General features: G+C 70.3%; 22 protein-coding genes. 15 read left to right on the top strand and 7 right to left on the bottom strand.

The annotated features are described in order from the left end of the window. Positions 1 to 27 precede the first annotated feature (27 nt). Positions 28 to 564 (bottom strand): HNH endonuclease, encoded by a 537-nt coding sequence (locus ACX28W_RS13945; protein WP_266699227.1) that lies wholly within the window; start codon positions 562 to 564, stop codon positions 28 to 30. A gap of 272 nt (positions 565 to 836) precedes the next feature. Here ACX28W_RS13945 and ACX28W_RS13940 point away from each other — a divergent pair, with 272 nt between their 5' ends. Both ACX28W_RS13940 and ACX28W_RS13935 read left to right on the top strand, forming a co-directional pair. After that, positions 837 to 1,925, top strand: a complete 1,089-nt coding sequence (locus ACX28W_RS13940; protein WP_458999232.1) for a mechanosensitive ion channel family protein — start codon at positions 837 to 839, stop codon at positions 1,923 to 1,925. 196 nt (positions 1,926 to 2,121) lie between these two features. After that, the gene (locus ACX28W_RS13935; protein WP_458999231.1) at positions 2,122 to 2,751 is read left to right on the top strand and encodes a Uma2 family endonuclease; all 630 of its coding nucleotides are present in this window, start codon (positions 2,122 to 2,124) and stop codon (positions 2,749 to 2,751) included. A gap of 34 nt (positions 2,752 to 2,785) precedes the next feature. On the opposite strand, the gene ACX28W_RS13930 is transcribed toward ACX28W_RS13935, so the two are convergent. After that, positions 2,786 to 4,015: an RNA-guided endonuclease InsQ/TnpB family protein gene (locus tag ACX28W_RS13930; protein ID WP_458999253.1), complete on the bottom strand. Its 1,230-nt coding sequence runs from the start codon at positions 4,013 to 4,015 to the stop codon at positions 2,786 to 2,788. Between the two features lie 564 nt (positions 4,016 to 4,579). Between ACX28W_RS13930 and ACX28W_RS13925 the strand changes: the two genes are divergently transcribed. The 7 genes from ACX28W_RS13925 to ACX28W_RS13895 all read left to right on the top strand — a co-directional run bounded on the left by ACX28W_RS13925 (position 4,580) and on the right by ACX28W_RS13895 (position 12,661). Beyond that, positions 4,580 to 5,416 carry a hypothetical protein gene (locus ACX28W_RS13925; RefSeq protein WP_458999230.1) on the top strand — a complete coding sequence of 279 codons (837 nt, stop codon included), beginning with the start codon at positions 4,580 to 4,582 and terminating at the stop codon, positions 5,414 to 5,416. A 305-nt stretch (positions 5,417 to 5,721) separates the two neighbouring features. Further along, positions 5,722 to 6,981 carry an ROK family transcriptional regulator gene (locus tag ACX28W_RS13920; RefSeq protein WP_458999229.1) on the top strand — a complete coding sequence of 420 codons (1,260 nt, stop codon included), beginning with the start codon at positions 5,722 to 5,724 and terminating at the stop codon, positions 6,979 to 6,981. A gap of 128 nt (positions 6,982 to 7,109) precedes the next feature. Continuing rightward, positions 7,110 to 8,447 carry an ABC transporter substrate-binding protein gene (locus tag ACX28W_RS13915; protein WP_458999228.1) on the top strand — a complete coding sequence of 446 codons (1,338 nt, stop codon included), beginning with the start codon at positions 7,110 to 7,112 and terminating at the stop codon, positions 8,445 to 8,447. A 9-nt stretch (positions 8,448 to 8,456) separates the two neighbouring features. Further along, a complete protein-coding gene (locus ACX28W_RS13910) occupies positions 8,457 to 9,401 on the top strand; it encodes a carbohydrate ABC transporter permease (RefSeq protein ID WP_458999227.1) in 945 nt (314 codons plus the stop codon). Positions 9,402 to 9,403: 2 nt separating this feature from the next. Beyond that, the gene (locus tag ACX28W_RS13905; RefSeq protein WP_458999226.1) at positions 9,404 to 10,294 is read left to right on the top strand and encodes a carbohydrate ABC transporter permease; all 891 of its coding nucleotides are present in this window, start codon (positions 9,404 to 9,406) and stop codon (positions 10,292 to 10,294) included. A gap of 91 nt (positions 10,295 to 10,385) precedes the next feature. After that, positions 10,386 to 11,651 carry a family 4 glycosyl hydrolase gene (locus ACX28W_RS13900; RefSeq protein ID WP_458999225.1) on the top strand — a complete coding sequence of 422 codons (1,266 nt, stop codon included), beginning with the start codon at positions 10,386 to 10,388 and terminating at the stop codon, positions 11,649 to 11,651. Then, positions 11,648 to 12,661: an N-acetylglucosamine kinase gene (locus tag ACX28W_RS13895; RefSeq protein WP_458999224.1), complete on the top strand. Its 1,014-nt coding sequence runs from the start codon at positions 11,648 to 11,650 to the stop codon at positions 12,659 to 12,661. The genes ACX28W_RS13900 and ACX28W_RS13895 overlap by 4 nt, the downstream gene beginning before the upstream one ends. A gap of 207 nt (positions 12,662 to 12,868) precedes the next feature. Here ACX28W_RS13895 and ACX28W_RS13890 read toward each other — a convergent pair whose 3' ends face one another. Both ACX28W_RS13890 and ACX28W_RS13885 read right to left on the bottom strand, forming a co-directional pair. Next, complete coding sequence (locus tag ACX28W_RS13890; protein WP_458999223.1) at positions 12,869 to 13,363, bottom strand: SUKH-3 domain-containing protein; 495 nt, start codon at positions 13,361 to 13,363, stop codon at positions 12,869 to 12,871. Positions 13,364 to 13,454: 91 nt separating this feature from the next. After that, positions 13,455 to 13,973 (bottom strand): YwqJ-related putative deaminase, encoded by a 519-nt coding sequence (locus tag ACX28W_RS13885; protein ID WP_458999222.1) that lies wholly within the window; start codon positions 13,971 to 13,973, stop codon positions 13,455 to 13,457. A gap of 229 nt (positions 13,974 to 14,202) precedes the next feature. Between ACX28W_RS13885 and ACX28W_RS13880 the strand changes: the two genes are divergently transcribed. From ACX28W_RS13880 to ACX28W_RS13855, 6 genes are all read left to right on the top strand, one after another. Beyond that, on the top strand, positions 14,203 to 15,207 hold the full coding sequence (locus tag ACX28W_RS13880) for an SMI1/KNR4 family protein (RefSeq protein ID WP_458999221.1): 1,005 nt from the start codon (positions 14,203 to 14,205) through the stop codon (positions 15,205 to 15,207). A gap of 7 nt (positions 15,208 to 15,214) precedes the next feature. Beyond that, on the top strand, positions 15,215 to 18,433 hold the full coding sequence (locus ACX28W_RS13875) for an SUKH-4 family immunity protein (RefSeq protein ID WP_458999220.1): 3,219 nt from the start codon (positions 15,215 to 15,217) through the stop codon (positions 18,431 to 18,433). Between the two features lie 200 nt (positions 18,434 to 18,633). After that, positions 18,634 to 19,521, top strand: a complete 888-nt coding sequence (locus ACX28W_RS13870) for a cellulose-binding protein (RefSeq protein ID WP_458999219.1) — start codon at positions 18,634 to 18,636, stop codon at positions 19,519 to 19,521. A 151-nt stretch (positions 19,522 to 19,672) separates the two neighbouring features. Then, positions 19,673 to 20,389: an NAD(P)-dependent oxidoreductase gene (locus ACX28W_RS13865; RefSeq protein WP_458999218.1), complete on the top strand. Its 717-nt coding sequence runs from the start codon at positions 19,673 to 19,675 to the stop codon at positions 20,387 to 20,389. Between the two features lie 304 nt (positions 20,390 to 20,693). Then, a complete protein-coding gene (locus ACX28W_RS13860; protein ID WP_458999217.1) occupies positions 20,694 to 20,864 on the top strand; it encodes a hypothetical protein in 171 nt (56 codons plus the stop codon). Between the two features lie 91 nt (positions 20,865 to 20,955). Next, positions 20,956 to 21,345 carry a hypothetical protein gene (locus ACX28W_RS13855; RefSeq protein WP_458999215.1) on the top strand — a complete coding sequence of 130 codons (390 nt, stop codon included), beginning with the start codon at positions 20,956 to 20,958 and terminating at the stop codon, positions 21,343 to 21,345. Between the two features lie 1,143 nt (positions 21,346 to 22,488). Here ACX28W_RS13855 and ACX28W_RS13850 read toward each other — a convergent pair. The 3 genes from ACX28W_RS13850 to ACX28W_RS13840 all read right to left on the bottom strand — a co-directional run bounded on the left by ACX28W_RS13850 (position 22,489) and on the right by ACX28W_RS13840 (position 25,343). Further along, positions 22,489 to 22,713 (bottom strand): DUF397 domain-containing protein, encoded by a 225-nt coding sequence (locus ACX28W_RS13850; protein WP_458999214.1) that lies wholly within the window; start codon positions 22,711 to 22,713, stop codon positions 22,489 to 22,491. Further along, positions 22,685 to 23,524 carry a helix-turn-helix domain-containing protein gene (locus ACX28W_RS13845; protein ID WP_458999212.1) on the bottom strand — a complete coding sequence of 280 codons (840 nt, stop codon included), beginning with the start codon at positions 23,522 to 23,524 and terminating at the stop codon, positions 22,685 to 22,687. The genes ACX28W_RS13850 and ACX28W_RS13845 overlap by 29 nt, the downstream gene beginning before the upstream one ends. A gap of 316 nt (positions 23,525 to 23,840) precedes the next feature. Then, complete coding sequence (locus ACX28W_RS13840) at positions 23,841 to 25,343, bottom strand: MFS transporter (protein ID WP_458999252.1); 1,503 nt, start codon at positions 25,341 to 25,343, stop codon at positions 23,841 to 23,843. Positions 25,344 to 25,403 lie beyond the last annotated feature (60 nt).

Raw genomic sequence — 25,403 nt, 5'->3', positions numbered from 1 at the left:
CCGAGGGGTACGCAAAAGCCCGGATCGTCAGGCAGAAATGCCGTCGATCCGGGCCATCGCATCCTCCGCGCCGTACGGCTGCAAGTACGGCAGCCAGCGCGGGTCCCTATGTCCCGTTCCGATGATGCGCCAGGCGAGCCCCGTCGGCGGGGCGGGTTTATGGCGCAGGCGCCAGCCGATCTCGACCAGGTGACGGTCGGCCTTGGTGTGGTTGCAGCGGCGGCATGACGCCACCACGTTGTCCCAGGCGTGCTGACCCCCGCGACTGCGCGGGATGACGTGGTCGACGCTGGTTGCGACGCCACCGCAATACATGCACCGGCCGCCGTCGCGGGCGAAGAGTGCCCGTCGGGTCAGCGGAACGGGCCCCCGATAAGGGACCCGTACGAACCTCTTCAGCCGGACCACGCTGGGTGCGGGGACAGTAACGGTCGCGCTATGCATGAAGGCGCCGGATTCCTCCAAGGAGACAGCCTTGTTCTCCAGGACGAGGACGAGCGCGCGGCGGAGCGGTACGACGCCGAGTGGCTCGTACGACGCATTGAGGACCAGGACATGCGGCACGGATGCCTCCTTGTACGCCGGCGGCGCGTGGCTCGCGCCGGGACGATCTGCAGCCAGTCTCTCCTCTTGCCTGGTGGAAGCGCCACCATGTCCCGGTAACGGGCTGGGAGTGTTTTCGACCACACCCCCTTCATCCCCACGTGAGTACGGTCTCTCCCTCGAACATTGCAACGATCCACACACGATGCCCCGTTAGTGTGGTGGTTCTGCCCGTTGGTGCCCTCACATGTCCCCATGCCTCGGGCGGACCGCTACGCCTGGAGGTACCTGCCGTGTTCTCGACCGTCCTGCGGGCCGCAGGGTCAACCCCGTCGCCCTCCCCCTCGGCGACCGACCCTTCGGTCCCCTCGCTTCAGGACGCCCAGGAAAGCGCGACCAACGCCGCGAGCTGGGTCGAGCAGAACTGGTCCACGTGGCTGGCGATCGGCCTGCGCGTGCTGCTGATCCTGGTGATCGCGGCGGTACTGAGAGTGGCGGTCCGGCGGGCGATCACCAAGCTCATAGAACGGATGAACCGCACGGCCCAGGCGGTCGACGGCACCGCGCTCGGCGGCCTGCTGGTGAACGTCGAGCGCCGCCGCCAGCGCTCCCAGGCCATCGGTTCGGTCCTCCGCTCGGTCGCCTCCTTCCTGATCATGGGCACGGCCGCGCTGATGGTCCTCGGCACGTTCGAGATCAACCTGGCCCCGCTGCTGGCCTCCGCCGGTGTCGCGGGCGTCGCGATCGGTTTCGGCGCCCGCAACCTGGTCACGGACTTCCTCTCCGGCGTCTTCATGATCCTTGAGGACCAGTACGGCGTCGGCGACACGATCGACGCGGGCGTCGCCTCCGGCGAGGTGATCGAGGTGGGCCTGCGCGTCACCAAGCTCCGCGGCGACAACGGCGAGATCTGGTACGTCCGCAACGGCGAGGTCAAGCGCATCGGCAACCTCTCCCAGGGCTGGTCCACCGCCGGGGTGGACGTGACCGTCCGCCCGTCCGAGGACCTGGACAAGGTGAAGGCCACCATCAACGAGGTCGCCGGGCGGATGAGCAAGGAGGAGCCCTGGAACGAGCGCCTCTGGGGCCCGATCGAGATCCTCGGCCTGGACAGCGTCCTCCTCGACTCGATGGTCGTGCGCGTCTCGGCGAAGACGATGCCCGGCAAGTCCCTGTTGGTCGAGCGCGAACTGCGCTGGCGCATCAAGTACGCCTTCGACGCGGAGGGCATCCGCATCGTCGGCGGAATCCCGGCCCAGCCGGTGGAGGAGCCGACCGCGGACCCGACAGCGGGCATGTCGGCCCCATCGGCCTTCGCCAACACGTCCTCACCGCAGTCGGCAGCGGCTTCACCCCTTACTCCGCCGAGTACGACGAAGTAGGAGCGCTTACGAGGGAGGCGGCACCCCGGGATTCCGGGGTGCCGCCTCTTGGCGTGTTGCGGGTGCGGGGAGGAGCGGAACGGTTCAGCACGCTCGTTCGAGTGAGAACTCCGGCCTTCGGGCCAGGCGCACCGTCCGATCGCCCCATGGTTCTTCCGAGGCGAGCGCCTCGCACCAGCAGACGAGGAGAACCTTGATGAGCACCATCGTCATCGCGAAACCGGGCACGGATCCCCTGCAAGACCCCATCGACCTGCTGATCGCCTTCGAGGAAGCGAGCGCGGCACCGATTCGACCCGAGTACGTCGAGGAGACGGTCGTCGTGCCGCGACTGCCGGATGACGGACACAACCACGGAGCCGGCGAACTGAGCTACCAGCTTCACGCCGCAGGATGCGTCCACACGGGGACGGGCAACGGCTACCGAGCCGCCGATGAGGACGCCGACACCACGGCTCTGCTCATCCCGGACTTCTACGTCCTCCACCGCGACCCGACCGAAGCCGACAAGTCGTACCGCAAGACCTACAAGGGTTGGTATCCCATCGACATGATCGCCTTGGTCGGCGAGGTCACCTCCACCCACCACTGGACGGACACCGGCCCCAAGCTCCGCACCTACGCCGCCGCCGGCGTCCCCGTCTACGTCCTGATCAACCGCCGCGCGAAGACGGCCCACTGCTACACCGAACCGATCGCCCCCGGCGACGACCCGACCGAGGCGTACTACGACTCCGACATCAAGGTCGACCTGGGCGAACCGCTGCCACTGCCCGCCCCGTACCCGACGCTCGACACGGCTTCCTTCCTGGAGACCGGGGATTGAATCCTCCCCTCCCTGAAGGGAGGGGATTCCTGGCTCAGGCAGCCATCCGGGGCGGCGCCCCGGATGGTCTTATGCCCTCGACACCAGCCGGGTTGAGACCAGCCCGGACAAGCATCACGCGTGCGGAGTTCTTGTCCCGTGGGGACACGGTGTTGCACACGGTGCAGGTGTAGATGCGCTCTCCCAGCGGCAGTGCGTGCTTGGCTCTCGCTCCGCAGTGCGCGCAGTCCATCGTGGTGTGCGCGGGGTGTACCAGGTGCACGATGCGTCCGTGCTTGCGGCCCATCTCGATCAGGGCCTGTTTGGTGGCGCCGATGGCTGCGTCGGCGGCCTTCTTGGCCATGGTGGTCCTGGCGAGGAACTTCGGCTTGAAGTCCTCGACAGCGATCGCGTCGTGGTCGGTCACGACCTTCTTCGCCCACTTGCGCCCGGTGTCCTGCCGCCGGCGGGCGATCTTCTGGTACGTCTTCGCCCGCCACTTCCTGGCCTCGCGGTAACCCTTGGAGGCCGCTTGCCCCTTGGCGGGCTTGCGGCGGGCCATCATCCGGTCGTACCGGGACAGCTTCTCCTTGGCCCTGCGCCCGTGCTGGGCGTGGGGGAGGTCATGGGCGTCGCTGGTGGTGGTCGCAGTCTCCTTCACACCCCAGTCGATGCCGATCACGCGGCCGGTCCCGGCAAGCGGCCGCACCTCGGCGGGGACGACGAAGCTGGCGTACCAGTGCCCAAGGCCGTCCTGATATACGCGCACCGATGACGGGTCGGCCGGAAGGTCTCGCGACCACACCACCGTCAAGGTGATGCCGCCCGCCAGACGCAGCCTGCCGTCTTTGAGACGGAAGCCGCGCCGGGTGTGGTTCAGCGTTGGCAGTGTCTCGCGCTTCTTCTTCCACTTCGGCATCCCGGCCCGGCGATGCCGCGTAACTCGACCGCGGATGTCCTTGTGAGCCTTGGCCTTGGACCTGCCGAAATCCCGGATGAGTTGCTGCTGCGGAACGCTGGAGCCCTCACGCAGCCACGGCGTGCGAGCACGGGCATCGGTCAGCATCTTGTCGAGCTGCGCCGGGCCGCAGGTGCGCTTGCCGGTGCCCTCGGGACGGTTCTTGTTCCAAGCGTGGGCCTGCTTCGACTTGGCCACGCACTCGTTCCACACCCACCGGCACCGGTCCCACTCCGCCATCAGCAGCATGTGGGCGGTGGACGACACGCGAAGCCGGAACGTGTACCGGGCATGCCCCGCTCCGTCGGCCCCTGCCGCTTCCGCCACACCCTCACCCCCGCCCGAAGTTCCGGTCACCCACCCCTGCCGGACGACCATACGTACGAGATCCACACGCCCGCGCCCCTCTCCCGTCACGATCACACCCATCAGCGAACATGAGCACATGCGTTCGCCCACACTCGGCTCCGCCGAGCAAGTCGCAGCGGCGCTCCGCGCCCGCGAAGCAGAATGCGGCGACGCTCCGCGCCGCTGTCACGGGATGCGATTCCTCCCCGGCGTAAACGCCGGGGCCTCCTCGCAAGAGACCAGGTGAAGGTGACGGAAAAGCTGCCCGGCACCGTCACGCGGCGCGGCCACGCCACCGTCCCCACCAGGACGGATCGTCACAAAGCCTGCCCCGCTGACCCACCCGCACGCCGACCGATCGTGACGAAGCCGTGATGGGAGTGGACCGGGCTTCTGGCGCACCGCCACCCCGGCGGCAGAATTAATCCTCTTCACAGGCCCCCCGCATTCCGGCCACATCCGCAACCGTCTACTGTCGCCCCAACAGCGGGCCCTTGTTCTGGAGCTCAACGCCCAGGGGCCCGCTTCGAATGTGGGGAATTCATGCGCAAGTTCGCCATAGGCACCGCCGTGTCCGGTGCCCTGGCTCTGTCCGCCCTGGCCGTGCCGTCCGCGTCGGCCACCACGCCGGACCTCACCTTCTCCAACGTGGTGGTGAACAGCGGCAAGGCGATCGTTGTCGGCACCACCGCCACGGTGAACATCCCGATCACGTACACCCTGACCCGCCCGGCCGACCTCGTCGTCGACTACAAGACGACGGCCGTGGGCATCGCCCTCTACCGCGGTGCCTCCCTCTCGAAGATGCAGAACGAGATGGAGCCCGTGGACGCCCCGACCTGCACCGCGACGGCGACGACCGACACCACGGTGACGGAGTCCTGCACGGAGGTCATCGCCCTCGACCCGCAGGACTACCTGTACGAGGCGGCGGACGCCACGACCTGGAAGGCCGCCGGCTTCTACGGTCGTATGGAGCAGGACCTCGACGACTCCGACGACCACATCAGCTTCGACTACGGCTACGACCTGTGGGGCGGCCTCGGCACCGCCCAGATCAAGCGCGCCGCCAAGCTCACGGTCAACGCCACCCCGGAGCCGGTGAAGAAGGGCCAGACCCTCACCGTCAAGGGCACCCTGACCCGCGCCAACTGGGCGACGGGCACCTACTCCGGCTACAAGGACCAGAAGGTCACGCTCCAGTTCAAGGCCAAGAACGCCACGGCGTACACCACGGTCAAGACGGTGACCTCCGGCACCTCAGGCGCCCTCTCCACCACGGTCAAGGCCTCGGCCGACGGCTCCTACCGCTACAACTTCGCGGGTACGTCCACCACGGGCGCGAAGGCGGCCACGGGCGACTACGTCGACGTGAAGTAAACATTCCCGAGGCCGCTCTCAGGCCTCAAGTGGCCCCCGCAGCAGACACATTCGTCGCTGCGGGGGCCGAGTTCTTCCCTCACCACCCGACCGGGCGCCCCGGCACGAAGCCGGCCGCCAGGGCTTGACCGGCCCTCGCGCGCGCCCAGGTTACGAGTTGATTGCCTGCCCCGCCTCCCATTGACGCCCCCGCCACCCCCGGCCTACGTTCCTCCATCAATAGGAAACCTTCCTAACAGTGATCGGTGGACTCCCCGGCAGCCACACTGAAAAGCTGGGCAGTCGAGAGGCAGGTGCAGACACCCATGGCAGGATCCGCCGGAACGCCGGGAACCGGCACTCCGGGAACCGGCAGCACTCCAGGAGCCGGCACACCCGGCACCCCCCGTGTCCTGCGCGCCATGAACGACCGCGCCGCCCTGGACCTCCTCCTCGCGCACGGCCCCCTCTCAAGGACCCGGATCGGGAAGCTCACCGGGCTGTCCAAGCCCACCGCGTCACAGCTCCTCGCCCGCCTGGAAGCCGCCGGGCTCGTGCTCGCGACCGGCACCAGCGAGGGCCGCCCCGGCCCCAACGCCCAGCTGTACGAGGTCAATCCGGGCGCCGCCCACGCGGCCGGCCTGGACGTCACCCCCGAGCGCATCCTCGCCGCCGTCGCCGATGTGACGGGGCGGACCGTGGGTGAGTACGAGATACCCACACCCGGGCGACGCCCCGCGCAGCCCGTCGTACGCCAGGTCACCGACGCCCTCGACGGCGCGGTGAAGGCGGCAGGGCTGACCCGGGGCGACATCCATCGGCTCGTCGTCGGGACGCCCGGCGCCTTCGACCCCAACACCGGACGGCTGCGCTACGCCTCGCACCTGCCCGGCTGGCACTCCCCGAGCCTCCTCGACGAGCTCGCGGCGGCCCTGCCCATGCCGGTCGAGTACGAGAACGACGTCAACCTCGTGGCCATCGCCGAGCAGCGGCTCGGCGCGGCGCGCGGGCACGACGACTTCGTGCTGCTGTGGAACGAGGGCGGTCTCGGTGCCGCCCTCGTGCTCGGCGGACGCCTGCACCGCGGCTGGACCGGCGGCGCCGGCGAGGTCGGATTCCTGCCGGTGCCCGGAACGCCCCTCGTACGGCAGGTGACCCGGGCCAACAGCGGTGGCTACCAGGAGCTCGCCGGCTCCCAGGCGATCCCCAAACTCGCCCGCGAACTGGGCATCCAGCCCCTGCCCACCGGGCCTCACGCCGAGGTCGCCGCCGCCCTCGTCGCCCAGGCCGCCGCCCGCAACGAAGGCCCGCACCGCAAGCTCCTGGAGACCTACGCGACCGGCCTCGCCACCGGTCTCGCCTCCCTCGTCTCGGTGCTCGACCCCGAACTCGTCGTACTCAGCGGCACCTCGCTCACCGCGGGCGGCGAACCGTTGCGCGCCCTGGTCCAGGCCGAGTTGGAGGAGCTGGCCGCGTCCCGGCCGCGCCTCGTGGTCGGCGACGTACACGAAAACCCCGTGCTGCGCGGCGCGTTGGAGAGCGCGCTGGCTGCCACCCGCGACGAGGTCTTCGACACCTCCCGCTGAAGTCCACCCTCGCCCCTTCTCCTGAATCCACCCTCCCCCCTTCTCCTGAATCCGTTCTCACCCCCCTTCGCCTGAATCCGTTCTCACCCCCCTTCGCCTGAGTCCGCCTGCCCAAGGGAGACCCCGTCATGCCCGGAATGCCCCAGAAGGTGGCAACAGCGCTCGCCGCCTCCGCCTCCATAGCCCTCCTCGCCACCGCCTGTACCGGCCAGTCCTCCTCCGGCGCGAACGACGACGCCTCCAAGGACACGACGATCAACTTCTGGCACGCCTGGAGCGCGCCCAGCGAGACCAAAGCCGTGAAGTCACTGGTCGCCGGCTTCGAGAAGGCCCACCCCAACATTCACGTCAACATCGTCGCCAACATGACCGACGACAAGATCAATCAGGCGTTGCGCGCGGGCGGCGACAAGGCACCCGATGTCATCTCCTCGTTCACCACCAACAACGTGGGCAAGTTCTGCTCCTCCGGCGCCTTCGTCGATCTCAACCCCTTCTTCGAGAAGGCGGGTATCGACCCGGCGACGACCTTCCCGAAGGCGATGAACGAATACACCCAGTTCGACGGCGACCGCTGCTCGGTGCCGCTGCTCGGTGACGCGTACGGGCTCTACTACAACAAGACCGCCTTCAAGAAGGCCGGGATCACCAGCCCGCCGAAGACGTGGTCCGCATTCGAGGCCGACGCGAAGAAGTTGACGATCACCAAGGGCGACAGCTACTCCCAGCTCGGATTCATGCCGAACTACCACGGCTGGGAGTCCACCACCGAGCACTACTTCGGCCAGTTCTCACCGACGTACTTCGACAAGAGCGGCAAGTCGAACCTCGCCGACGACCCCGCTTTCGAAGCGGGATTCACCCTCCAGAAGAAGCTCGTCGACGAACTCGGCGGCTACCGCAAGCTGGAGACGTACCGCTCCAAGCTCGGTGACGAATGGGGTCCCAAGCACCCCTTCCACACCGGTCAGGTCGCCATGCAACTGGACGGCGAGTGGAGGCTCGGCATGGCCGAGGAGGCGGGGACCGACTTCGAGATCGGCGTCGCCCCGCTGCCCGTGCCCGACGACCAGGCGGACCAGTACGGCAAGGGCTACATCACCGGCACCATCGCGGGCATCGCGGCCACCAGCAAGAAGCAGAACGCGGCCTGGGAACTGGTGAAATACATGACGACGGACACCGATGCCGTCGTCGGATTCGCCAACGCCATTCACAATGTCCCGTCCACCCTCGCGGCGCTCAAGTCACCGAAGCTGACGTACGACCCGCGCTTCAAGACCTTCCTGGACATCGCCTCCGACCCGAATTCGACGACGACTCCCGCGTCGGTCAACGGCGGTACGTACCTCGTGACGATCCAGCAGCTCGGATACGACTACGAGAGCGGCAAGGAAAAGGATCTGAAGGCGGGGCTGAAGAAAGCCGCCGCGCAGATCGACACGGACATCGCCCAGGCGAAGTAGCCCACCGCCATGAGCACCACATACACACTGCGCGCCAAGCGCCGCCGCTCGGCGCTTCGGACGCTCGCCTTCATGTCGCCCTGGCTGATCGGATTCGCGGTCTTCTTCGCCTACCCGCTGCTCTCGACCGTCTATTTCTCCTTCATGCACTACGACGGTTTCCAGCCGCCGACCTGGAGCGGAACAAGGAACTGGACGTACGTCTTCGAGCACTACCCACTGTTCTGGCCGGCGCTGCGCAACACCCTGTGGCTGGTTCTGGTGACGGTGAGCCTGCGGGTCGTCTTCGGACTCGGCGTGGGCCTGCTGATCACGAAGATAAAGACGGGCACGGGGGTCTTCCGCACCCTCTTCTATCTCCCCTACCTCGCCCCGCCCGTCGCCGCGACGATGGCCTTCGCCTTCCTCCTCAACCCCGGTACAGGACCCGTCAATTCGATCCTGGAGAAGGTCGGCGTCCCGGCGCCCGGCTGGTTCAACGACCCCACCTGGTCCAAGCCGGCGCTGACCCTGCTGGCGCTGTGGGGCATCGGCGACCTGATGGTCATCTTCATGGCCGCGCTGCTCGACGTACCGACCGAGCAGTACGAGGCCGCGGAGCTGGACGGCGCCTCGGCCTGGCAACGCTTCCGGTACGTCACGCTGCCGAACATCTCGCCGATCGTGATGTTCGCCGTGGTCACCGGCGTGATCCAGACCATGCAGTACTACACCCAGTCACTGATCGCCGGGAAAGTCGCGTCGGGCGTCATCCAGGGCGCCGGTACGCAGTTCGAGCCCGGCTACCCCGACAAGTCCACCCTCACCCTCCCCCAACTCGTCTACAACCTCGGCTTCCAGCGCTTCGACTACGGCTCCGCCTGTGTGGTCGCGCTCGTGCTGTTCGCCCTGTCCATGGTGTTCACCGCGTTCCTGATGCGGCGCCGGGGCGGTCTCATCCAGGCAGGTGACTGACGATGACTCAAGTACTCGACAAGCCGGTACAGGTGCGGACCTCCTCGGACAGCGCACGCGCCGCCCACCGCAAAGCCCTCCTGGAGTGGGTCGCGATCCACGCCCTCGGTGTCGCGGCCGCCCTCTTCTTCGTCCTCCCCTTCGTGTTCGTCCTCCTGACCTCCCTGATGAGCGACTCGCAGGCACTCAGCCGCGATCTGATCCCGCACACCTGGGAGTGGGCCAACTATCGGAAGGTCTTCGACACACCCGGCTTCCTGACCTGGTGGAAGAACACACTGCTGTACGCCGGCGCGGGCACCGCCCTGACGGTCGTGTCGTCGATCCCCGTCGCCTACGCGCTCGCCAAGTTCCGCTTCCGCGGCCGGAACCTGTCACTCATGCTGGTCATCTCGATGATGATGCTGCCGCCCCAGGTCGTGATCATCCCGATGTACCTCTTCTGGGCGAAGCAGCTCGACCTGTCCGGCACTCTCTGGCCACTGATCATCCCGATGGCGTTCGGCGACGCCTTCTCCATCTTCCTGCTCCGCCAGTTCCTGATGACCATCCCGAACGAGTACCTGGACGCGGCGAAGGTCGACGGCTGCGGGGACCTGCGGACACTGCTGAAGGTCGTACTCCCGATGGCGAAGCCCGGCATCGCGGCCGTGGCCCTCTTCCAGTTCTTCTACGCCTGGAACGACTACTTCGGACCCCAGATCTACGCCTCGGAGAATCCCGGCGCCTGGACCCTCTCCTACGGCCTGGAGTCGTTCAAGGGCGCGCACCACACCGACTGGAATCTCACCATGGCCGCGACCGTGCTGGTCATGGCCCCCGTGATCCTCGTGTTCTTCTTCGCGCAGAAGGCGTTCGTCGAGGGCGTCACACTCACCGGAGTGAAGGGTTGACCCACATGCTGTGTTTCCCCGGGGGACAACCCCCGGACCCCCGGCCGAACGACCTCGACGTCCCCAGCACCTGGAAGCGAGGAAACCTACAGTGAAACTCACCGTGGTCGGCGGAGGGTCGACCTACACCCCCGAACTCATCGACGGATTCGCCCGGTTGCGGGACACCCTGTCCATCGAGGAACTGGTCCTCGTCGATCCGGCCGCCGAACGCCTGGAGTTGGTGGGCGGGCTGGCCCGGCGGATCTTCGCCCGGCAGGGGCACCCCGGGCGGATCGTCACCACCGACGACCTGGACGCGGGCGTCGAGGGCGCCGACGCCGTACTGCTCCAGCTGCGCGTCGGCGGCCAGGCGGCCCGGCAGCAGGACGAGACCTGGCCGCTGGAGTGCGGCTGCGTCGGGCAGGAGACCACGGGCGCGGGCGGCCTCGCCAAGGCGCTGCGCACGGTACCGGTGGTGCTGGACATCGCCGAACGCGTCCGCCGCACAAACCCTCACGCTTGGATCATCGACTTCACCAACCCGGTCGGCATCGTCACCCGCGCCCTGCTCCAGGCCGGACACAAGGCCGTCGGGCTGTGCAACGTGGCGATCGGCTTCCAACGGAAGTTCGCCGCGCTGCTCGGGGTCGTGCCCGCCGACGTCCACCTGGACCACATCGGCCTCAACCACCTCAGCTGGGAGACCGGCGTACGACTCGGCGGCCCCGAGGGCGAGAACGTCCTGCCGAAGCTGCTCGCCGAGCACGGGGACGCCATCGCCGACGACGTGCGCCTGCCGCGCGCCGTCATCGACCGCCTCGGAGTGGTCCCCTCCTACTACCTGCGGTACTTCTACGCGCACGACGAGGTCGTACGAGAGCTGGGGACCAAGCCGTCCCGGGCCGCCGAGGTCGCCGCGATGGAACGGGAACTGCTGAGGATGTACGGCGACCCCGCCCTCGACGAGAAGCCGGAACTGCTCGCCAAGCGCGGCGGCGCCTACTACTCGGAAGCGGCCGTCGATCTCGCGGCCGCGCTGCTCGGCGGGGGCGGGAGCCCCTACCAGGTGGTCAACACGTACAACAGGGGCACGTTGCCGTTCCTGCCGGACGACGCCGTGATCGAGGTGCAGGCGGCAGTCGGTTCGCACGAGCCGACGCCCCTGCCGGTGCCGCCCGTGGACCCGCTGTACGCGGGGCTGATGGCAGGCGTGACGGCGTACGAGGACCTGGCGCTGGAGGCCGCGCTGCGGGGCGGCCGCGAACGGGTGTTCCGCGCCCTCCTCTCCCACCCCCTGATCGGCCAGCACGCCTACGCCGACGCCCTCGCCGACCAGCTGATCGCGCACAACCGGGAGCACCTCGCGTGGGCATGACCTCATCGGGATCCGGCGCCGGGACGGCCGCCGGGTCCGGCCCCGCGGGTTTGGTGCTCGCCATCGACGCGGGGAACAGCAAGACCGACGTGGCGGTCGTGGCGGCCGACGGCGAAGTGACCGGTACGGCGCGCGGCGGGGGCTTCCGGCCGCCGGTGGTCGGCGTCGAGACGGCCGTGGACACGTTGGCCGAGGCGGTCGCCCGGGCCTTCGCGGAGGCGGGGGTCGGCTCGGTCTCCCATGTCTCGGCCTGTCTCTCCAACGCCGATTTCCCCGTGGAGGAGGAACAGTTGGCGGCGGCGCTGCACGCGCGCGCGTGGGGCGCGAGTGTCGAGGTGCGCAACGACACGTTCGCGATCCTGCGCGCCGGGATCGCGGAGCCGCGTGGGGTCGCCGTCGTCTGCGGCGCCGGCATCAACTGCGTCGGCATGCGCCCCGACGGACGCACCGCCCGCTTCCCCGCGCTCGGCCGTATCTCCGGGGACTGGGGCGGTGGTTGGGGCCTGGCGGAGGAGGCGCTGTGGCACGCCGCGCGGGCCGAGGACGGACGGGGCGGCCCTACAGCCCTGGCCCGCACCCTCCCCGCCCACTTCGGCCTCACCTCCATGTACGCGCTGATCGAGGCGCTGCACCTGGAGCACATCGAGCAGGCCCGGCGGCACGAGTTGGCGCCGGTGCTGTTCGCCACGGCGTCGGACGGTGACCCGGTGGCCCGCGCCCTCGTCGACCGGCTCGCGGACGAGGTGGTCGCGATGGCCACGGTCGCCCTGACGCGGCTGGATCTGTTGGACCAGGAGACCCCGGTTCTCCTCGGCGGTGGCGTCCTGGCCGCGCGCCATCCCCAACTCGACGACCGCATCCGCGAGCTCCTCGCCGGCCGTGCGCCGAAAGCGGTCCCTCAAGTGGTCTCCGCCCGTCCCGTCCTTGGGGCCGCGCTGCTGGGCCTGGACCACGTCCGCGCCCCGGCCGACGTCCACGCGCGCGTGCGCGCGTTCCACGAGGGGGGCTGAGCAGATTTCCCTCGCCCCCGCCGCCCCTACCCTCCCCCAAGCTCTCGGCTTCGCTCGAGCAGGGGGACCCCCATCGTCCCCTGGGGGCTGCCGCCCCCAGACCCCCGCTTCGGCCTGGACGGCCTCGTCCTCAAACGCCGGACGGGCTGAGATGCCTGGCGGAGCCCCCAAGGGACGGGAACGGGTAGGGGCGGCGGGGGCGAAATCTCAGCCGGCCGTGAGACGCACCGGCTCGATCCCCGACAGCAACGTCGTCAGCGCCGAGTCGATGTCCGAACCCAGATACCAGTCCCCGGTGTGATCCAGCGTATAAACGCGCCCCTCCGCATCGATGGCCAGCAACGCCCGCGAGTCGGACTCCTCGCCCAGCGGGCAGACCTCGGTGTCCAGGGCGCGCCCGAGGTCACCGAGGGTGCGGGCCATGTGCAGACCGTGCAGCGGGTCGAAGTGGAGCGCGGCCGGCGCGAGCTGCCGCCCCGGCCCCGTCGCCGCGACGCGCAACCCGCCGAACTCGGCCCACGCCTCCACCGCCGCGGGGAACACGACGTGCCGGTGCCCCGCGGGCGACTCGTGTCCCCGCAGCGCGTCGGCCCAGTACTCGGCCTGCTTTATGTCCCAGCGCCCGGGCTGCCAGCCCGCGGAGCGCAGCGCGGCGTCCACGGGGACGGAGAAGCGTGTGGTGGAGGTGCGGTCGGGGTGCATCTGCCCTTCGATCGTCGAGTGACATGGAGTTGAGCGGCGTGGCCCGGCGTTGCCGCCGTGGTGAGCGAGCCAGGCTGAGGGGTGGGGGAGTTCAGACGCCCGGTGTCTCGGCCGGGTCGACGACGAGGACGCCGAAGTGGTCGCTGAGTGCGACGCAGGCGCGGCAGGGCGCGGCGAAGCTGCCGTGCAGCGGGTCGCCGTCCTCGCGGATGCGGCGGGCGGTGAGTTTGGCCTGCTTGAGCGCCCTGCGGGCCTCGCCGTTGGTCATCGGCTTGCGCGCGGCGCGTTTGCTGCGGGTGGCGTCGACGGAGGCGATGTGCCGGGAGATGAGGATGGCCTCCGCGCAGCGGCCGGTGAAGCGGTCGCGCTGGGCGCTGGTGAGGGTGTCGAGGAAGTCCTGCACGAGGGGGTGAAGGGCGGGGGGCTGGTCGCCGCGCGCCGCCGTGCCGGTGAGGGTCGCGCCGCGTACGGAGAGGGCGGCGGCGACGGTGGGAAGTATGCCGTCGCGACGGTGCAGGAGGGTGGGGGCGTGGGGCGCCTCGGCGCTGCTCCAGCCGACGCGCGGGTCCCCGGACGTGCCTGTATCTGTCTCTGTATGCGTCGCGTTCATGATCGTGCTTCCCTCCCGTGCATCCCCCGATGCGGAGACAGACTGCCAAATGGCGTGGCGGATGCGGAAGCTGGGGCGGTGCGACACGCCCGGGCTTAGTCGCACCGTCACGGCGGGGTGACGGCAGGTCACGGAACCGGAGGCCCGGTGACCGGTGTCTTCCCACCACATAGGCTGTCGACATCCGCGATCCATACAGCTATTGAGAACGCCGCAGGGGGCAACCGCCATGACGACAGGTCGGCTCGGGCAGCAAGCCGCGCCGCCGAACGCGGCCTACGCCGGGCAGGTCGTGCACTTCCCGGACCCGGTCCGGGCGGCTCGCCATCCCAGGGGCGTACGGGTCGACGCGCACGGCTACCCCGACTTCTCGGCGTACGCGCGCGGTGCCGCGGAGATCGCCGAGCCTCCGGAGGGCTTCGGCGTGGACGAACTGCGGCTCACGGACTACGTTTCCGCGAACGCCGCGCTCGCCGCGTCCGGCCACGACCTGTGGGACACGATCCCGCCGGTGGCGACCCCGCACGGCTGGACCTGGCACCACGTGCCGGGCACCCGGCGGCTGGAGCTCGTTCCGGTCGAGGTCAAGGCGCTGTTGCGGCACCACGGCGGTATAGCGACGGCTGCGGTCGACCAGAACAAGCGGGGGACGCGGCCGTTGCAGGAGACGCGGCCCGCGCACTTCGGGCTGCCGAAGTCGTCGGTCGCGGTGACCGAGCAGCAGGTGCAGGGTGTGGAGGAGGATCTCGGCTACCGCCTTCCGGGTGCGTACCGGTCCTTCCTCAAGGCGGCCGGCGGTTGCGCGCCGATCGGTGCCGCGCTCGACGCGGAGCTCGGACTCCTGGTCGACCAGCCGTTCTTCACGGTGCGTGAAGAGGCCGCCGTCAACGACCTCGTCTACATCAACAAGTGTCTGCGCGACCATCTGACCAAGGATTACCTGTGTGTCGGGTTCGTGCAGGGCGGTCTGCTCGCCGTGAAGGTGAAGGGCGACGCGATCGGGTCGGTCTGGTTCTGCGCGTACGACGACGCCCGTGACCAGGATGCCTGGCAGCCGGCCGAGCGGGTGCAGCGGCTGTTGCTGCCCTGCGGCGCCGACTTCGACCAGTTCCTGTCCCGGCTCGCGGGCAATCCGCCGGAGCTGGAGACGGTGGCGAACCTGATGGTGGACGGCGGCTTCGCGCGCGCCGTGCCCGTCTCTCCGATGTCTTCGGCGTCTTCGGTGGGGGAGTGAACGTCCGATGGTGACCTTCGCGCAGGCGCAGGAGCGCGCGGAAGAGTGGATCAACGGCGATGTGGCCGGGTACCAGCACCGTGAGGTGCGGGTGCGGGAGTTCGAACTCGGCTTCGTCGTCTGGGCGGAGGACCGCGCCGACGGCCCGCGTTCCGACGGGGGCGCGCAGCGGCTCGTCATCGCGCGGGACAGCGGCGAGGCGACGCTCTGGCCCGGGTTGCCGGTGGGTGAGGTGATTCGCCGGTACGAGGAGGAGTACGGGGTCCGGGACACGTCCCCGGAACCGGCGCCGGCGCCTCCGGCTCGGGTCGACCTGAACCAGACGTCGTTCTTGCTGACCCCCCCGGAGTGGTTGCAGGAGGCCGCGGACAAGCTGGGGATTCCGGACCGGCGGGCGGGGGCGTCCGGCGGTACGCCCGGTGGTACGTCGGGTGGTCCGGGGTCTGGCGCGACGCCGTCCGACGGGGGTTGGATTCGCCCGGCTCCGGCTACGGCGGCTGGGGCCGCCGGTCCGGCTTCCTTGGGCGGCGGCTCCGCCAACGGGGTTTCCGGGAGCGGCGGTTCGACGGCTCCGTCGTCGGGGTCGCACACCGCCCCTCCGCCTTCTCCCGCGGTTCCCGGCGGAGCCACACCGTGGCCCGCCGCAGCCGCGGCCGGTGACGAACAGGACTCGGGTCCGCGGGACGCCGTAGGAGCGCCGGGCGTGCCGAGCGATGTGACGCCGTGGGCGGGGACGGACACCACCGCGGACGCGGGCGATGACCGTTCCGTACCGCTTCCGGCGACGGTGTTCGCACCGCCGCTGACCGACGTGGACGACGACGGTATGCCGCCGCCCGGTGCGATCCCGGACGCCAAGACGGCCCTGATGTCCGGCGGCAGCCAACTCCCGCGCACGGCGCAGACCCCCGCGATCGAGGACGCCGACCCGGCATCCCCGTCCGGTTTCCCGCAGGATGCGGCCGCCGCCGGCCCCGGCGCACCGCAGACGCCCGGCGCACCGCAGGCGCCCGGCGCACCGCAGGCTCCCGTCGCGCCGCCCGCGGACGCGCCGTGGGGCCCCGGCGCCCCCCAGGGCCCGCCGTCGTACGGCTACCCGCAGGGTCCGGGCGCGCCTGGTACTCCGCCCCCCGCTGCACCTGCTCCCGCCGGCCCGCAGGGCGCGCCTCCTTCGGGTGCGTCGGGGTACGGCTTCCCGCAGGGTCCGGGTGGCGTTCCGGCGGCTCCGCCTCCGCCTCCGGGCACTCCTGCTCCCGCTGGCCCGCAGGGCACGCCTGCTTCGGGTGGGTCGGGGTACGGCTTCCCGCAGGGTCCGGGGGGCGTTTCCGCGACTCCGCCGCCCGGTGTGCCAGGTACTCTGCCTCCCGGTGCGCCTGCGTATGGGTTCCCGCAGGTGCCCGGTGGCGTTTCCGCGGCTCCGCCTCCGCCCCCGGGCACTCCTGCTCCCGCCGGCCCGCAGGGCACGCCTCCTCCGGGGTACGGCTACCCGCAGGGGCCGGGCGGCGTTCCGAACTCCCCGCAGCCGCCCGCAGGTTCGGGTGCTCCTGGCGCGCCCCCGCGGCGGCTGCCCCCGAACGCCGGTGACATCGCCGACGCCGCGACGAGCAAGGCGCAGGCGCCTCCGCGGGGCGCGCGGGGCGGTGGCCCGAGCGCGCCGCCTCCGCCGAGCGCCCCGGGCGTGCCGGGTGCGCGGCCGGGGAGTACGCCTCCGTCGTCCGGGCCCGGTGCTCCGGGCACCCCGGCGGGCGGGTACGTACCGACGCAGCTCGTCTCGCAGCTCGGTTCGGACGGGCCCGAGGGCCCGGCAGCGCCTGGTGGGCCTGGCGCGCCCGGCGCTCCGAACTCTCCGGGCACGCCGCCCCCCGGTGGTGTCCATCACGCCGCGACGATGCTGTCCGGCCCGCCGGTCGGCGTCCCCGGCCCACCCCAGCCCCCGGCGGCCCCGGGCGCCCCGGGAACTCCGGGCGCCCCCAAGCCCCCCGGCGCGCCCGGTGCTCCAGGCACGCCGCCCCCCGGTGGTGTCCATCACGCCGCGACGATGCTGTCCGGCCCGCCGGTCGGTGCCCCGGTCGGCGCCCCCGGCGCACCGCCGCCCCCACAGGCCCCCGGTGCCCCCCATGGCGCCCCGCAGCCGATGCCGGGTCAGCTGCCCATGCCGGGTCAGCCCATGCCCCCCGGTCAGCCGATGCCCCCGGGTCAGCCCATGCCCCCCGGCGCGCAGCCCCCGGCGTACGGCTACCCCCCGACCGGTCAGCCGACCGTCGGCCCCGGCTACCAGGCCGTACTGCGCTACCGCGCGCAGGACGGCTCGGAGCAGCAGCTGATCCGGCGTTCGGCGCCGGGCACCCCGCACCCGGAGTGGCAGATCCTGCACGAGCTGCGCGCGATGAACGTGCCGCCGCAGCAAGTGCTGGAGCTGCACACGGAGTTGGAGTCGTGCGAGCTGCCGGGTGCGTACTGCGCCCGGATGATCCGGGAGACGTGGCCGCAGGCGCGGATCACGAGCATCGCCCCGTACGGCACGGATCACGCGAGCCGGCAGCAGGGAATGCACCAACTCCTCGCGCATCAGGGCGAGTTGCACCAGGTGGCGGACGGCCCGGCGCGCCCGGCGCCGGTGCGTGCGCCGATTCCGCCGGTGCAGCCGGCGCCGCCGATCCCGCCGGAGGCGATCGGGCAGGAGCTGGCGGCGGCGTTCGGGCCGGGCCTGTTCCGGTTCGACCAGGCCGCGGTCTCCCGGCAGGGGGTGCCCAACATCGTGGCGCACACCCTGGTGGTGGCCGGGCTCCCGGTGGACATGGGCCCGTTCTTCTGGGCGCAGGCCCAGCCGGGCCGCCCGGTTCCGACGCTCGCCGAACTGGCGCAGGAGCGCGGGGTGAAGCCTGCCCCCGACGCGGGCTCGTACCTCGTCATGGGCAGCGACTTCGGCAAGGCGATCTGTGTCCAGTACGGCACGGCGAACATCGTGGCCGTGCCGGTGGAGGCGGGTCCCGGCGGTGCCGTGGTGCCGCCGCAGTTCGTCAACTCGGGCCTGCCCGAGTTCGCCCGCTGCCTGGCCCTGCTCGGCCGGATGTGGCGGCTGCGCTACGGGCTGAACCAGGAGCAGGCGGGCCGCTGGACCGTCGACTTCCAGGCCCAGCTCGCCTCCCTCGACCCGGCGGCGCTCGGCTCCCCGGAAAGCTGGTGGTCGGTGCTGCTGGAGCAGATGTGGGACGGACTGCTCTGATCCGACGGTAAATCTGACTGCGAGAGGGCCGGGCCCGGTCGATCGACCGGGCCCGGCCCTTTTGTGTCCCAACGTCGACTGAACGAATGGGCGGAGTGTCGCGTTATGAACACTTCAGTCCGATCCGCCAAGATGTGCGCCAAATCATGTTGTACGTCGCATGTCGGAGCAAGTCGAGCATGTCGAAGAGGGGTTCGAGGATGAGCAACGCATCGGTGTCGCCGCACGGCTTCGTGGCCGTACGGGGACGCGGGTACCGTCCCGAGCAGGCCGACGCGTACGCCGCGGCCCTCTCGCGGGACCGCGACGCCGCCTGGGAACGGGCGGCCCGGCTGACCGTCCTGGCCAAGGAGATGGACGCGGAGGCGCAGCAACTGCGCGAGGTCGTGACGCGGCTCGCCCCGCAGACGTACGAGACGCTCGGCGAGCGCGCCCGCCGGATCTTCGAACTCGGCGAGGAGGAGGCCGCGTCCGTACGGGACACCGCGCGCCGCGAGGCCCAGCGCGTCGTCGACGAGGCCCGGGCCGCGGGGCGCCAGGTGTGCGAGGCCGCCCAGGCGTACGCCGACGAAGTGCGCGCCGAGGCCGAGGAACGCGCCCGGCAGCGGCTCCTCGCCGCCCGCGCCGAGGCCGACGAGATGCGGATCTCGGCCCGCCGTGACATCAAGGAGAACCGCGGGGAGGCGCTGGCCGCGCTGCGCGAGGTGCGGCAGCGCACGGAAGGGCTCCTCGCCGAGCAGGAGAAGGAGAACGCCGAGCGCTGGGAAGAGGAGGAGCGCGCGGCGGTCGAGCGGGAGGCGGCGCTCGACGCGCATCACGTGGAGCGCGCGGCGCACGCCGAGGCGGCCCTCGCCGAGGCCGAGCGCGCCTTCGCCGAGGCCGAGGAGGCGACCCGGCACGGGCAGGAGGACGCGGTGGCCCGTGCCGCGGAGGTGCTTGCCGAGGCTCGCGTCCGTGAGGACCGCATCGCCCGCGAGACCGAGCGGGTGCTGCGCGAACACGGGGAGCGGTGGGACGACGTACAGGAGCACATGGACCACGTACGCACGAGCCTCACGACCCTGACGGGGCGGGCCCCGGTGGAGTGACATGCGCCGGGGGCTGCTGAGTGTGGTCCAGGTCTCACCGGCGCCCGCCGACGTCACACTCGCCGCCGCCTCGCCCCTCTTGGTGGCAGAACCGTCATGCACGACGTACCAGACGTGCCAGACGCACCTGACGCACCAGAGGGGCATACCAGTGAATATCGTCATCTTCGGGGCGAACGGACCGACCGGGCGGCAGACCGCCGAGCAGGCGAGCGCCGCGGGACACACGGTCACCGCCGTCACCCGCCACCCCGAGACCTTTCCGCTGAGCGGTCGTCCGCGACTGCGTGTGGTCGCGGCGGACGTACTCGATCCCGCCGCGGTCGAACGTGCCGTGGCCGGGCAGGACGCGGTGATCTCGGCGCTCGGCGTTCCCTACAGCCGAAGCCCCGTCACCGTGTACTCCGCCGGGATCACGCACATCACCCAGGCCATGACCAAGCACGGCGTCCGGCGCCTGGTCGCGGTGACCTCGACCGTGCTGTTCGGGACGGCGGCGCCCGGCGAGAGCTTCTTCTTCCGGAAGGTGCTGGAGCCGTCCATCGCGCGTTTCATGGGGCGCACCGTCTACGACGACATGCGGCGCATGGAGGACATCGTCCGCGAGAGCGACCGCGACTGGACGGTCATACGCCCCGGCGGTCTGTTCGACACGGACGTGGTCAGCGACTACCAGGTCGGCACGGCGCGACTCCCGGGCCGGTACACCGCGCGGGCCGACCTCGCGCGCGAACTGCTGCGCCAGGCCGTCGGCGACGACCGCCACGTGCGCGCCTTCGTCGACGTGCGCACCACCCAGAACACGCCGAGTTTCCTCGACCTCATCCGCCGGGAGGCGTTCAACGGAAAGGCCGGCAACGGTGCCTGAGGATCGGGCCGGTGGGGGCAGACGCTGACCTGGAGCACGTGCACTCGTGGCGGCTGACGGGCTGACGGGCTGGTGCTACGGCCTGGCTCCCGCCCGGGCGGTGACGGACGCCGTCAGGGGGCGTCGTTGTTCGAGGCAGTCAGTGGTGCGCTTTTTCTGTGAATAAACCGTGAGGAGCGCCTCACGAAACCCACTTGGTCACGGAAGTACCGCTGGTTACTCTCCCCTGGACCAAGAAACGTGACACCGGCCGTCGTCGACTTACCTCGGCAAGGACCCCGAGGCGCCCGATTGGCGCGCCACGTTGGAGTTCCTGGAGCGGCAGCTGGGACACGGGATCCCCGACGTCACCGAAGTGATCGTGACGTCGTTCCTGTGCCAACTGCCCTACAAGCACGAACCGGGACACGGAGTCGTCGAACACCTCGGCCCGCTGCTGTCCGCGAAGTACCGCGAGCTGCGGCCCTCGGGCTGACTCGCACGACCAGTGCCGACTGCGTTCCGAGGGCGCCGCGTGAATTCCTCGAATTCTGCGGGGCCTCCGGGCTTACTTTGGAACGGAAGAAATGAGTGAGACTCGTGAGGACGTGATGCCCCGCCAGGTGCGCGCGGCCCAAGTGCTGGTGTTCGCGCTGGCGGTAGCAGGGCTGGTGGTCATGCTCGCGCTGGAGAACGGACTGACGTCCTACGGCATGGGACAGCTGATGGCGCCGTGGATCCTGGTCTGGGTGTGCGCGCTGTTCGCCCTGACGTACGACGGCAGCGCGCGGGGTGGGGTTCGGATCACGACCATCGTGGTGATGGTGTTTGTGGTCTTGCCGTCGTTCGGCAAGGCACTCGGCGCGGCGGCGCCCGCGGAGTTCGTGGACGCCGCGCTGCGGATCGTGCTCGGGCTGCCCGTGGTCGTCCTGCTGTTCCTGCCGGAGGCCACGGCCTGGTTCGACCGAGAGAAGTGACGAAGGCCGACCAGGCGGGGCCGCGATGAGGAGGGCGGGGCCCAGGAAGACGCTAGGTCAGCGATCGGACGACCCGGAAGAATCTGGAAGAAACGGTCTGGTGGGCTTGCTCATCGGCGTTTTCAAGTGGCCGTCGGGGCCGCCCGCTTCTTGGTCAGTGTCGTGCTTCCGCGACCCGAGTAAAGGGCGCTGCGCTGCGCTCCGCGTCGGCTTCGCCGATCGGCCTGCGGCCGACCCTTGACTCAGCTCGCTCCAGCACGTGGGAGAAGCGAGCGGGCGGCCCGGAGAGACGGGTGGCCCAGGTTGGCTTGCGGGTGAGGTGGGTTGGGTTGCGGGCCGGGGTGGACGGGGGACGCGGTCGCGTCTCGCCTGCACGCCGGGCCGGATCGGCGGCTTGCGGCGAGTGGGGGGTGCGCGTCAGCGGGGTGGCGGCACGCCGGGTGGGCCTGGCGGCTTGCGGCCGGTTGACCCGGGGGCGGAGCGGCGGCGTGCAAGCGGAAGGAAGGCAGGAGCAGCAAGGACACACCCCGCCTGTCACACCAGGCGCACTCGGCACTCCCACCACACTTGAAGAGGTAATTGGGGAGTTTGGGCCACGACGGGCCCCGAACTGGCAGGTTCTTCTCCCGCAGGCTGGCCCATTCGTGCCAATTACTCGGTCCTGCCCCGCTACCCGCTGCCCGCATCCTGGAGGCGCCGTTCTCTGCCGTCCAGGGGCCCGGGCATCCCCTGTCCCCCACTCGCCGCCCGTCGCCGATCGGGCCCGGCGTGCCGCCACCTTGCTGGTGCGCACCCTCCCACTCGCCGCAAGCCGCTGAGCCGACCCGGCGTGCAGGCGAGGAGGGAGCGCGCCCGTCGGCACCGGCTCATCTCTGAACCCACCCGAGACGCGAACCGACCTGGGCCACCCGTCTTTCGGGGCCGTCCGCTCGCTTCTCACCCGTGCTGGAGCGAGCCGTGTCAAGGGTCGGCCGGAGGCCGATCGGCGTAGCCGACGCGTAGCGGAGCGGAGCGCCCTTTACTCGGTTCGCGGAAGCATGACACTGACCAAGAAGCGGGCGGCCCAACGGCAACCTCACCCACAGGCGCCCACAGCGCCAACCTCCAGTCCCGACCGGCGAGCAGCTGATTCGCAAGATGGGCTTAGCGCGTGGTCGCGGTGAGTGCGGTGATGAACGCAGTCCAGGCGGGCGCCGAGAAGACGAGGGCGGGGCCGGTGGGGTTCTTGCTGTCGCGGACGGGGACGTGGGCGGGGCGAACCGCGTCGTCCACTTCGAGGCATTCGCCGCTGTTGCCGCCGCTGTAGCTGGACTTGCGCCAGGAGGTCAGTACCGATGCGTCAGGGACGGTGTGCTTGCTGCGCTTCATGCTCGTAATCCTCCGCGACCGACCTGATCAGATCCAGGGACTTGCGGTGCGACAGCGCGTCGCCCAGCGCATGATCGTAGACGTCCTCGCATTGGCGCACCACGGACGGTGTTTCCCAAATCCGGCCCGACTTCAAGCCCTCCGCGTAGGCGACGGGAGGGAGGTCCTCGAACCACATGAGCTTGACCGGGCCTTCGAGCAGGGCGTGGGCACCGGCCCGGAAGGGGAGCACGTGCACGCGGATGCGACGGCTCTCCCCCAACTTCATGATGTGCTGAAGCTGTTCGCACATGGCCGACGGGCTGCCGATCACCTGGCGCAGCACCGCCTCGCTGAAGAGCACCCACACCAGCGGTGAGCCGAAGGTGTCGAGGATGTGGGTTCGTTCGAGGCGTGTGGCGAGCAGTCTGTCCCGTTGCTCGTCGCTCTTGGGCGGATAGCCGGAGCTGAGCACCTCGTACGCGTACGTCTCCGTCTGCAGAAACCCTGGGACGAGCGTGCTGGCGTACTCCTTGATGAGGGTGGCCTGTCGCTCCAGCTCCGCGGCCTCCGCAAAGTGTTCCGCCACCCTCTTGCCGTCCAGCGTCGGCAGGAACCGTACGAAGAACCCTCCCGCGTCCAGCACTTGGTCCAGCCGCTCCGCGTCCCGTACGTCCGGTCTTCTCCGCCCCGCCTCGATGTGGGCGATGTGCGTGCGTGACATCACCGCACGCTGGCTCAGCTCCTCCTGGGTGAGCCCGGCGGCCTCCCGGCGTCGCTTCAGTTCCTCGCCGTACTTCTCCCGTGAGCGCGGGTTGTCCTCGATCGCCATGTGTGCAGCTCCCCCTGGTGCGGCTTCCGTTGTCACGCTCAGCTACCTGTTGAGGCTATCCATGGTGACGCCACTCTGTGTTCGTATCGACACGGAGAGTGGAAGGCGATGTGATGGAAGCTCAGGACATGGACCCGCCCGGTGCGTACCTCACCCTGAGGGTGTCCCGCGACGGCGGGCGGACCTGGGGGCCGCGGACGACGTACCAGCCTGTCAGGGAAGCCGCCCCCATCGAGTCGCCCTGCCGTTTTCCGCCCTGTGAGTGTCCGAGGTGCCGAGCGGACCAGTGACCGTCCTGCTCGGCGCGGCGAACTCCTCAGTCCCCAGGGCTGTCGAGCACCGGAAAGCGTCGCGGTGCCACGAGCAGCAGGGCCAGGAAGGCGAGCGCGGCGGCGCCGGCCGCGCCCAGGTACACGGCGTGGACGGCGTCGGCGACCGCGTGCCGCACATGCTCGGTCGGCGTGCCCGCGTCCAGTGTCCGGGTCACCGCGTCCAGGTCGCCGGCGCCGCCGAGCCGCGCGGCCAGCACCCCGTTGGCGACCGCGCCGAACAGTGCCGCGCCCACCGTCTGGCCGGTCTGGCGGCAGAAGAGTATCGACGCCGTCGCAGTGCCGCGTTCGTCCCAGTCGACGGTCGACTGGACGCCGATGATCAGCGGGAGTTGGAAGAGGCCGAGGGCGCCGCCCAGCAACAGCATCAGCAGGGCCGGTTGCCAGGGGGAGCCCGGGTAGGGGAGGAACGGGAAGGCCAGCAGGATCAGGGTCGCCGCGCCGATGCCGATCAGCGCGGTGTTGCGGAAGCCGATCCGGCGGTAGACGTGCTGGCTGAGCGCCGCCGACACCGGCCAGCTCAACGTCCATACGGAGAGGACGAATCCGGCGGCGACGGGGGCCAGTCCGAGGACCGCCTGCGCGTAGGTGGGGAGGAAGACCGTGGGGGCGACCATCAACAGGCCCAGCGCGCCCAGCGCCAGGTTCACCGCCGCGATCGTGCGGCGCCGCCACACCCACCCGGGGATGATCGGCTCGGCCGCCCGGCGCTCGATCACCACGACGACGCCGACCAGCGCGAGTCCCGTACCGAACAGGGCGAGGGAGGGGGCGGACAGCCACTCCCACGCCACCCCGCCCTGCACCAGCGCGGTCAGCAGGACGCCGCCGCAGGCGAACACGGCGAGCGCGCCCGCCCAGTCGATGCGGGGGCCTTTCCTCCGTGGGGCGCGTTCCGGTTCGTGCAGATGGCGGACGATCAGCCACAACGCCACCGCCCCGATAGGCAGGTTGATCAGGAAGATCCAGCGCCAGTCGGCGTACGCCGCCAGGACCCCGCCGAGTGCCGGGCCCGCGACCGCCGAAGTCGCCCACACGGTGGACAGCTTGGCCTGGATCTTCGGGCGCTCCTTGAGTGGGTAGAGGTCGGCGGCGAGTGTCTGCACCGTGCCTTGGAGGGCGCCGCCGCCCAGGCCCTGGACGATGCGGAAGGCGATGAGCGCGGCCATGTTCCAGGCGGTGGCGCAGAGGAGGGAGCCGAGGAGGAAGAGGACCGCGCCCGCGACGAGGACCGGTTTGCGGCCGAAGGTGTCGGAGAGCTTGCCGTACACCGGGAGTGTGACCGTCACGGCCAGTAGGTATCCCGAGAACAGCCAGGAGAAGACCGAGAAGCCGCCGAGGTCGCCGACGATCTGCGGTACGGCCGTCGACACGATGGTGGAGTCGAGCACGGCCAGCGCCATGGAGAGCATCAGGGCGGCGACGACGGCGCGGCGTCGTCGGATGTCGGTGCGCTTCGCGGTGAGCGCGTCCTCCTGCGCGCCCGGTATCTCCGTGTCTTCCTGGCTGTCTCCCTGGCCCACTGGATTCCTTCCCCCTGCACCTATCTG

It is taken from the genome of Streptomyces sp. SD15 (genome assembly GCF_054462255.1).
The sequence above is the reverse complement of the archived record's forward strand: the minus strand, read 5'-3'. Positions and strand labels throughout refer to the sequence as shown.

Excerpts from the sequence above, each read along its gene's own strand:
- ACX28W_RS13895 (WP_458999224.1), top strand. The coding sequence starts at position 11,648 with ATGACCTCATCGGGATCCGGCGCCGGGACGGCCGCCGGGTCCGGCCCC.
- ACX28W_RS13890 (WP_458999223.1), bottom strand. The coding sequence starts at position 13,363 with ATGCACCCCGACCGCACCTCCACCACACGCTTCTCCGTCCCCGTGGAC.
- ACX28W_RS13905 (WP_458999226.1), top strand. The coding sequence starts at position 9,404 with ATGACTCAAGTACTCGACAAGCCGGTACAGGTGCGGACCTCCTCGGAC.
- ACX28W_RS13925 (WP_458999230.1), top strand. The coding sequence starts at position 4,580 with ATGCGCAAGTTCGCCATAGGCACCGCCGTGTCCGGTGCCCTGGCTCTG.
- ACX28W_RS13935 (WP_458999231.1), top strand. The coding sequence starts at position 2,122 with ATGAGCACCATCGTCATCGCGAAACCGGGCACGGATCCCCTGCAAGAC.
- ACX28W_RS13845 (WP_458999212.1), bottom strand. The coding sequence starts at position 23,524 with ATGGCGATCGAGGACAACCCGCGCTCACGGGAGAAGTACGGCGAGGAA.
- ACX28W_RS13880 (WP_458999221.1), top strand. The coding sequence starts at position 14,203 with ATGACGACAGGTCGGCTCGGGCAGCAAGCCGCGCCGCCGAACGCGGCC.
- ACX28W_RS13870 (WP_458999219.1), top strand. The coding sequence starts at position 18,634 with ATGAGCAACGCATCGGTGTCGCCGCACGGCTTCGTGGCCGTACGGGGA.
- ACX28W_RS13875 (WP_458999220.1), top strand. The coding sequence starts at position 15,215 with ATGGTGACCTTCGCGCAGGCGCAGGAGCGCGCGGAAGAGTGGATCAAC.
- ACX28W_RS13920 (WP_458999229.1), top strand. The coding sequence starts at position 5,722 with ATGGCAGGATCCGCCGGAACGCCGGGAACCGGCACTCCGGGAACCGGC.
- ACX28W_RS13855 (WP_458999215.1), top strand. The coding sequence starts at position 20,956 with ATGAGTGAGACTCGTGAGGACGTGATGCCCCGCCAGGTGCGCGCGGCC.
- ACX28W_RS13885 (WP_458999222.1), bottom strand. The coding sequence starts at position 13,973 with ATGAACGCGACGCATACAGAGACAGATACAGGCACGTCCGGGGACCCG.
- ACX28W_RS13915 (WP_458999228.1), top strand. The coding sequence starts at position 7,110 with ATGCCCGGAATGCCCCAGAAGGTGGCAACAGCGCTCGCCGCCTCCGCC.
- ACX28W_RS13910 (WP_458999227.1), top strand. The coding sequence starts at position 8,457 with ATGAGCACCACATACACACTGCGCGCCAAGCGCCGCCGCTCGGCGCTT.
- ACX28W_RS13850 (WP_458999214.1), bottom strand. The coding sequence starts at position 22,713 with ATGAAGCGCAGCAAGCACACCGTCCCTGACGCATCGGTACTGACCTCC.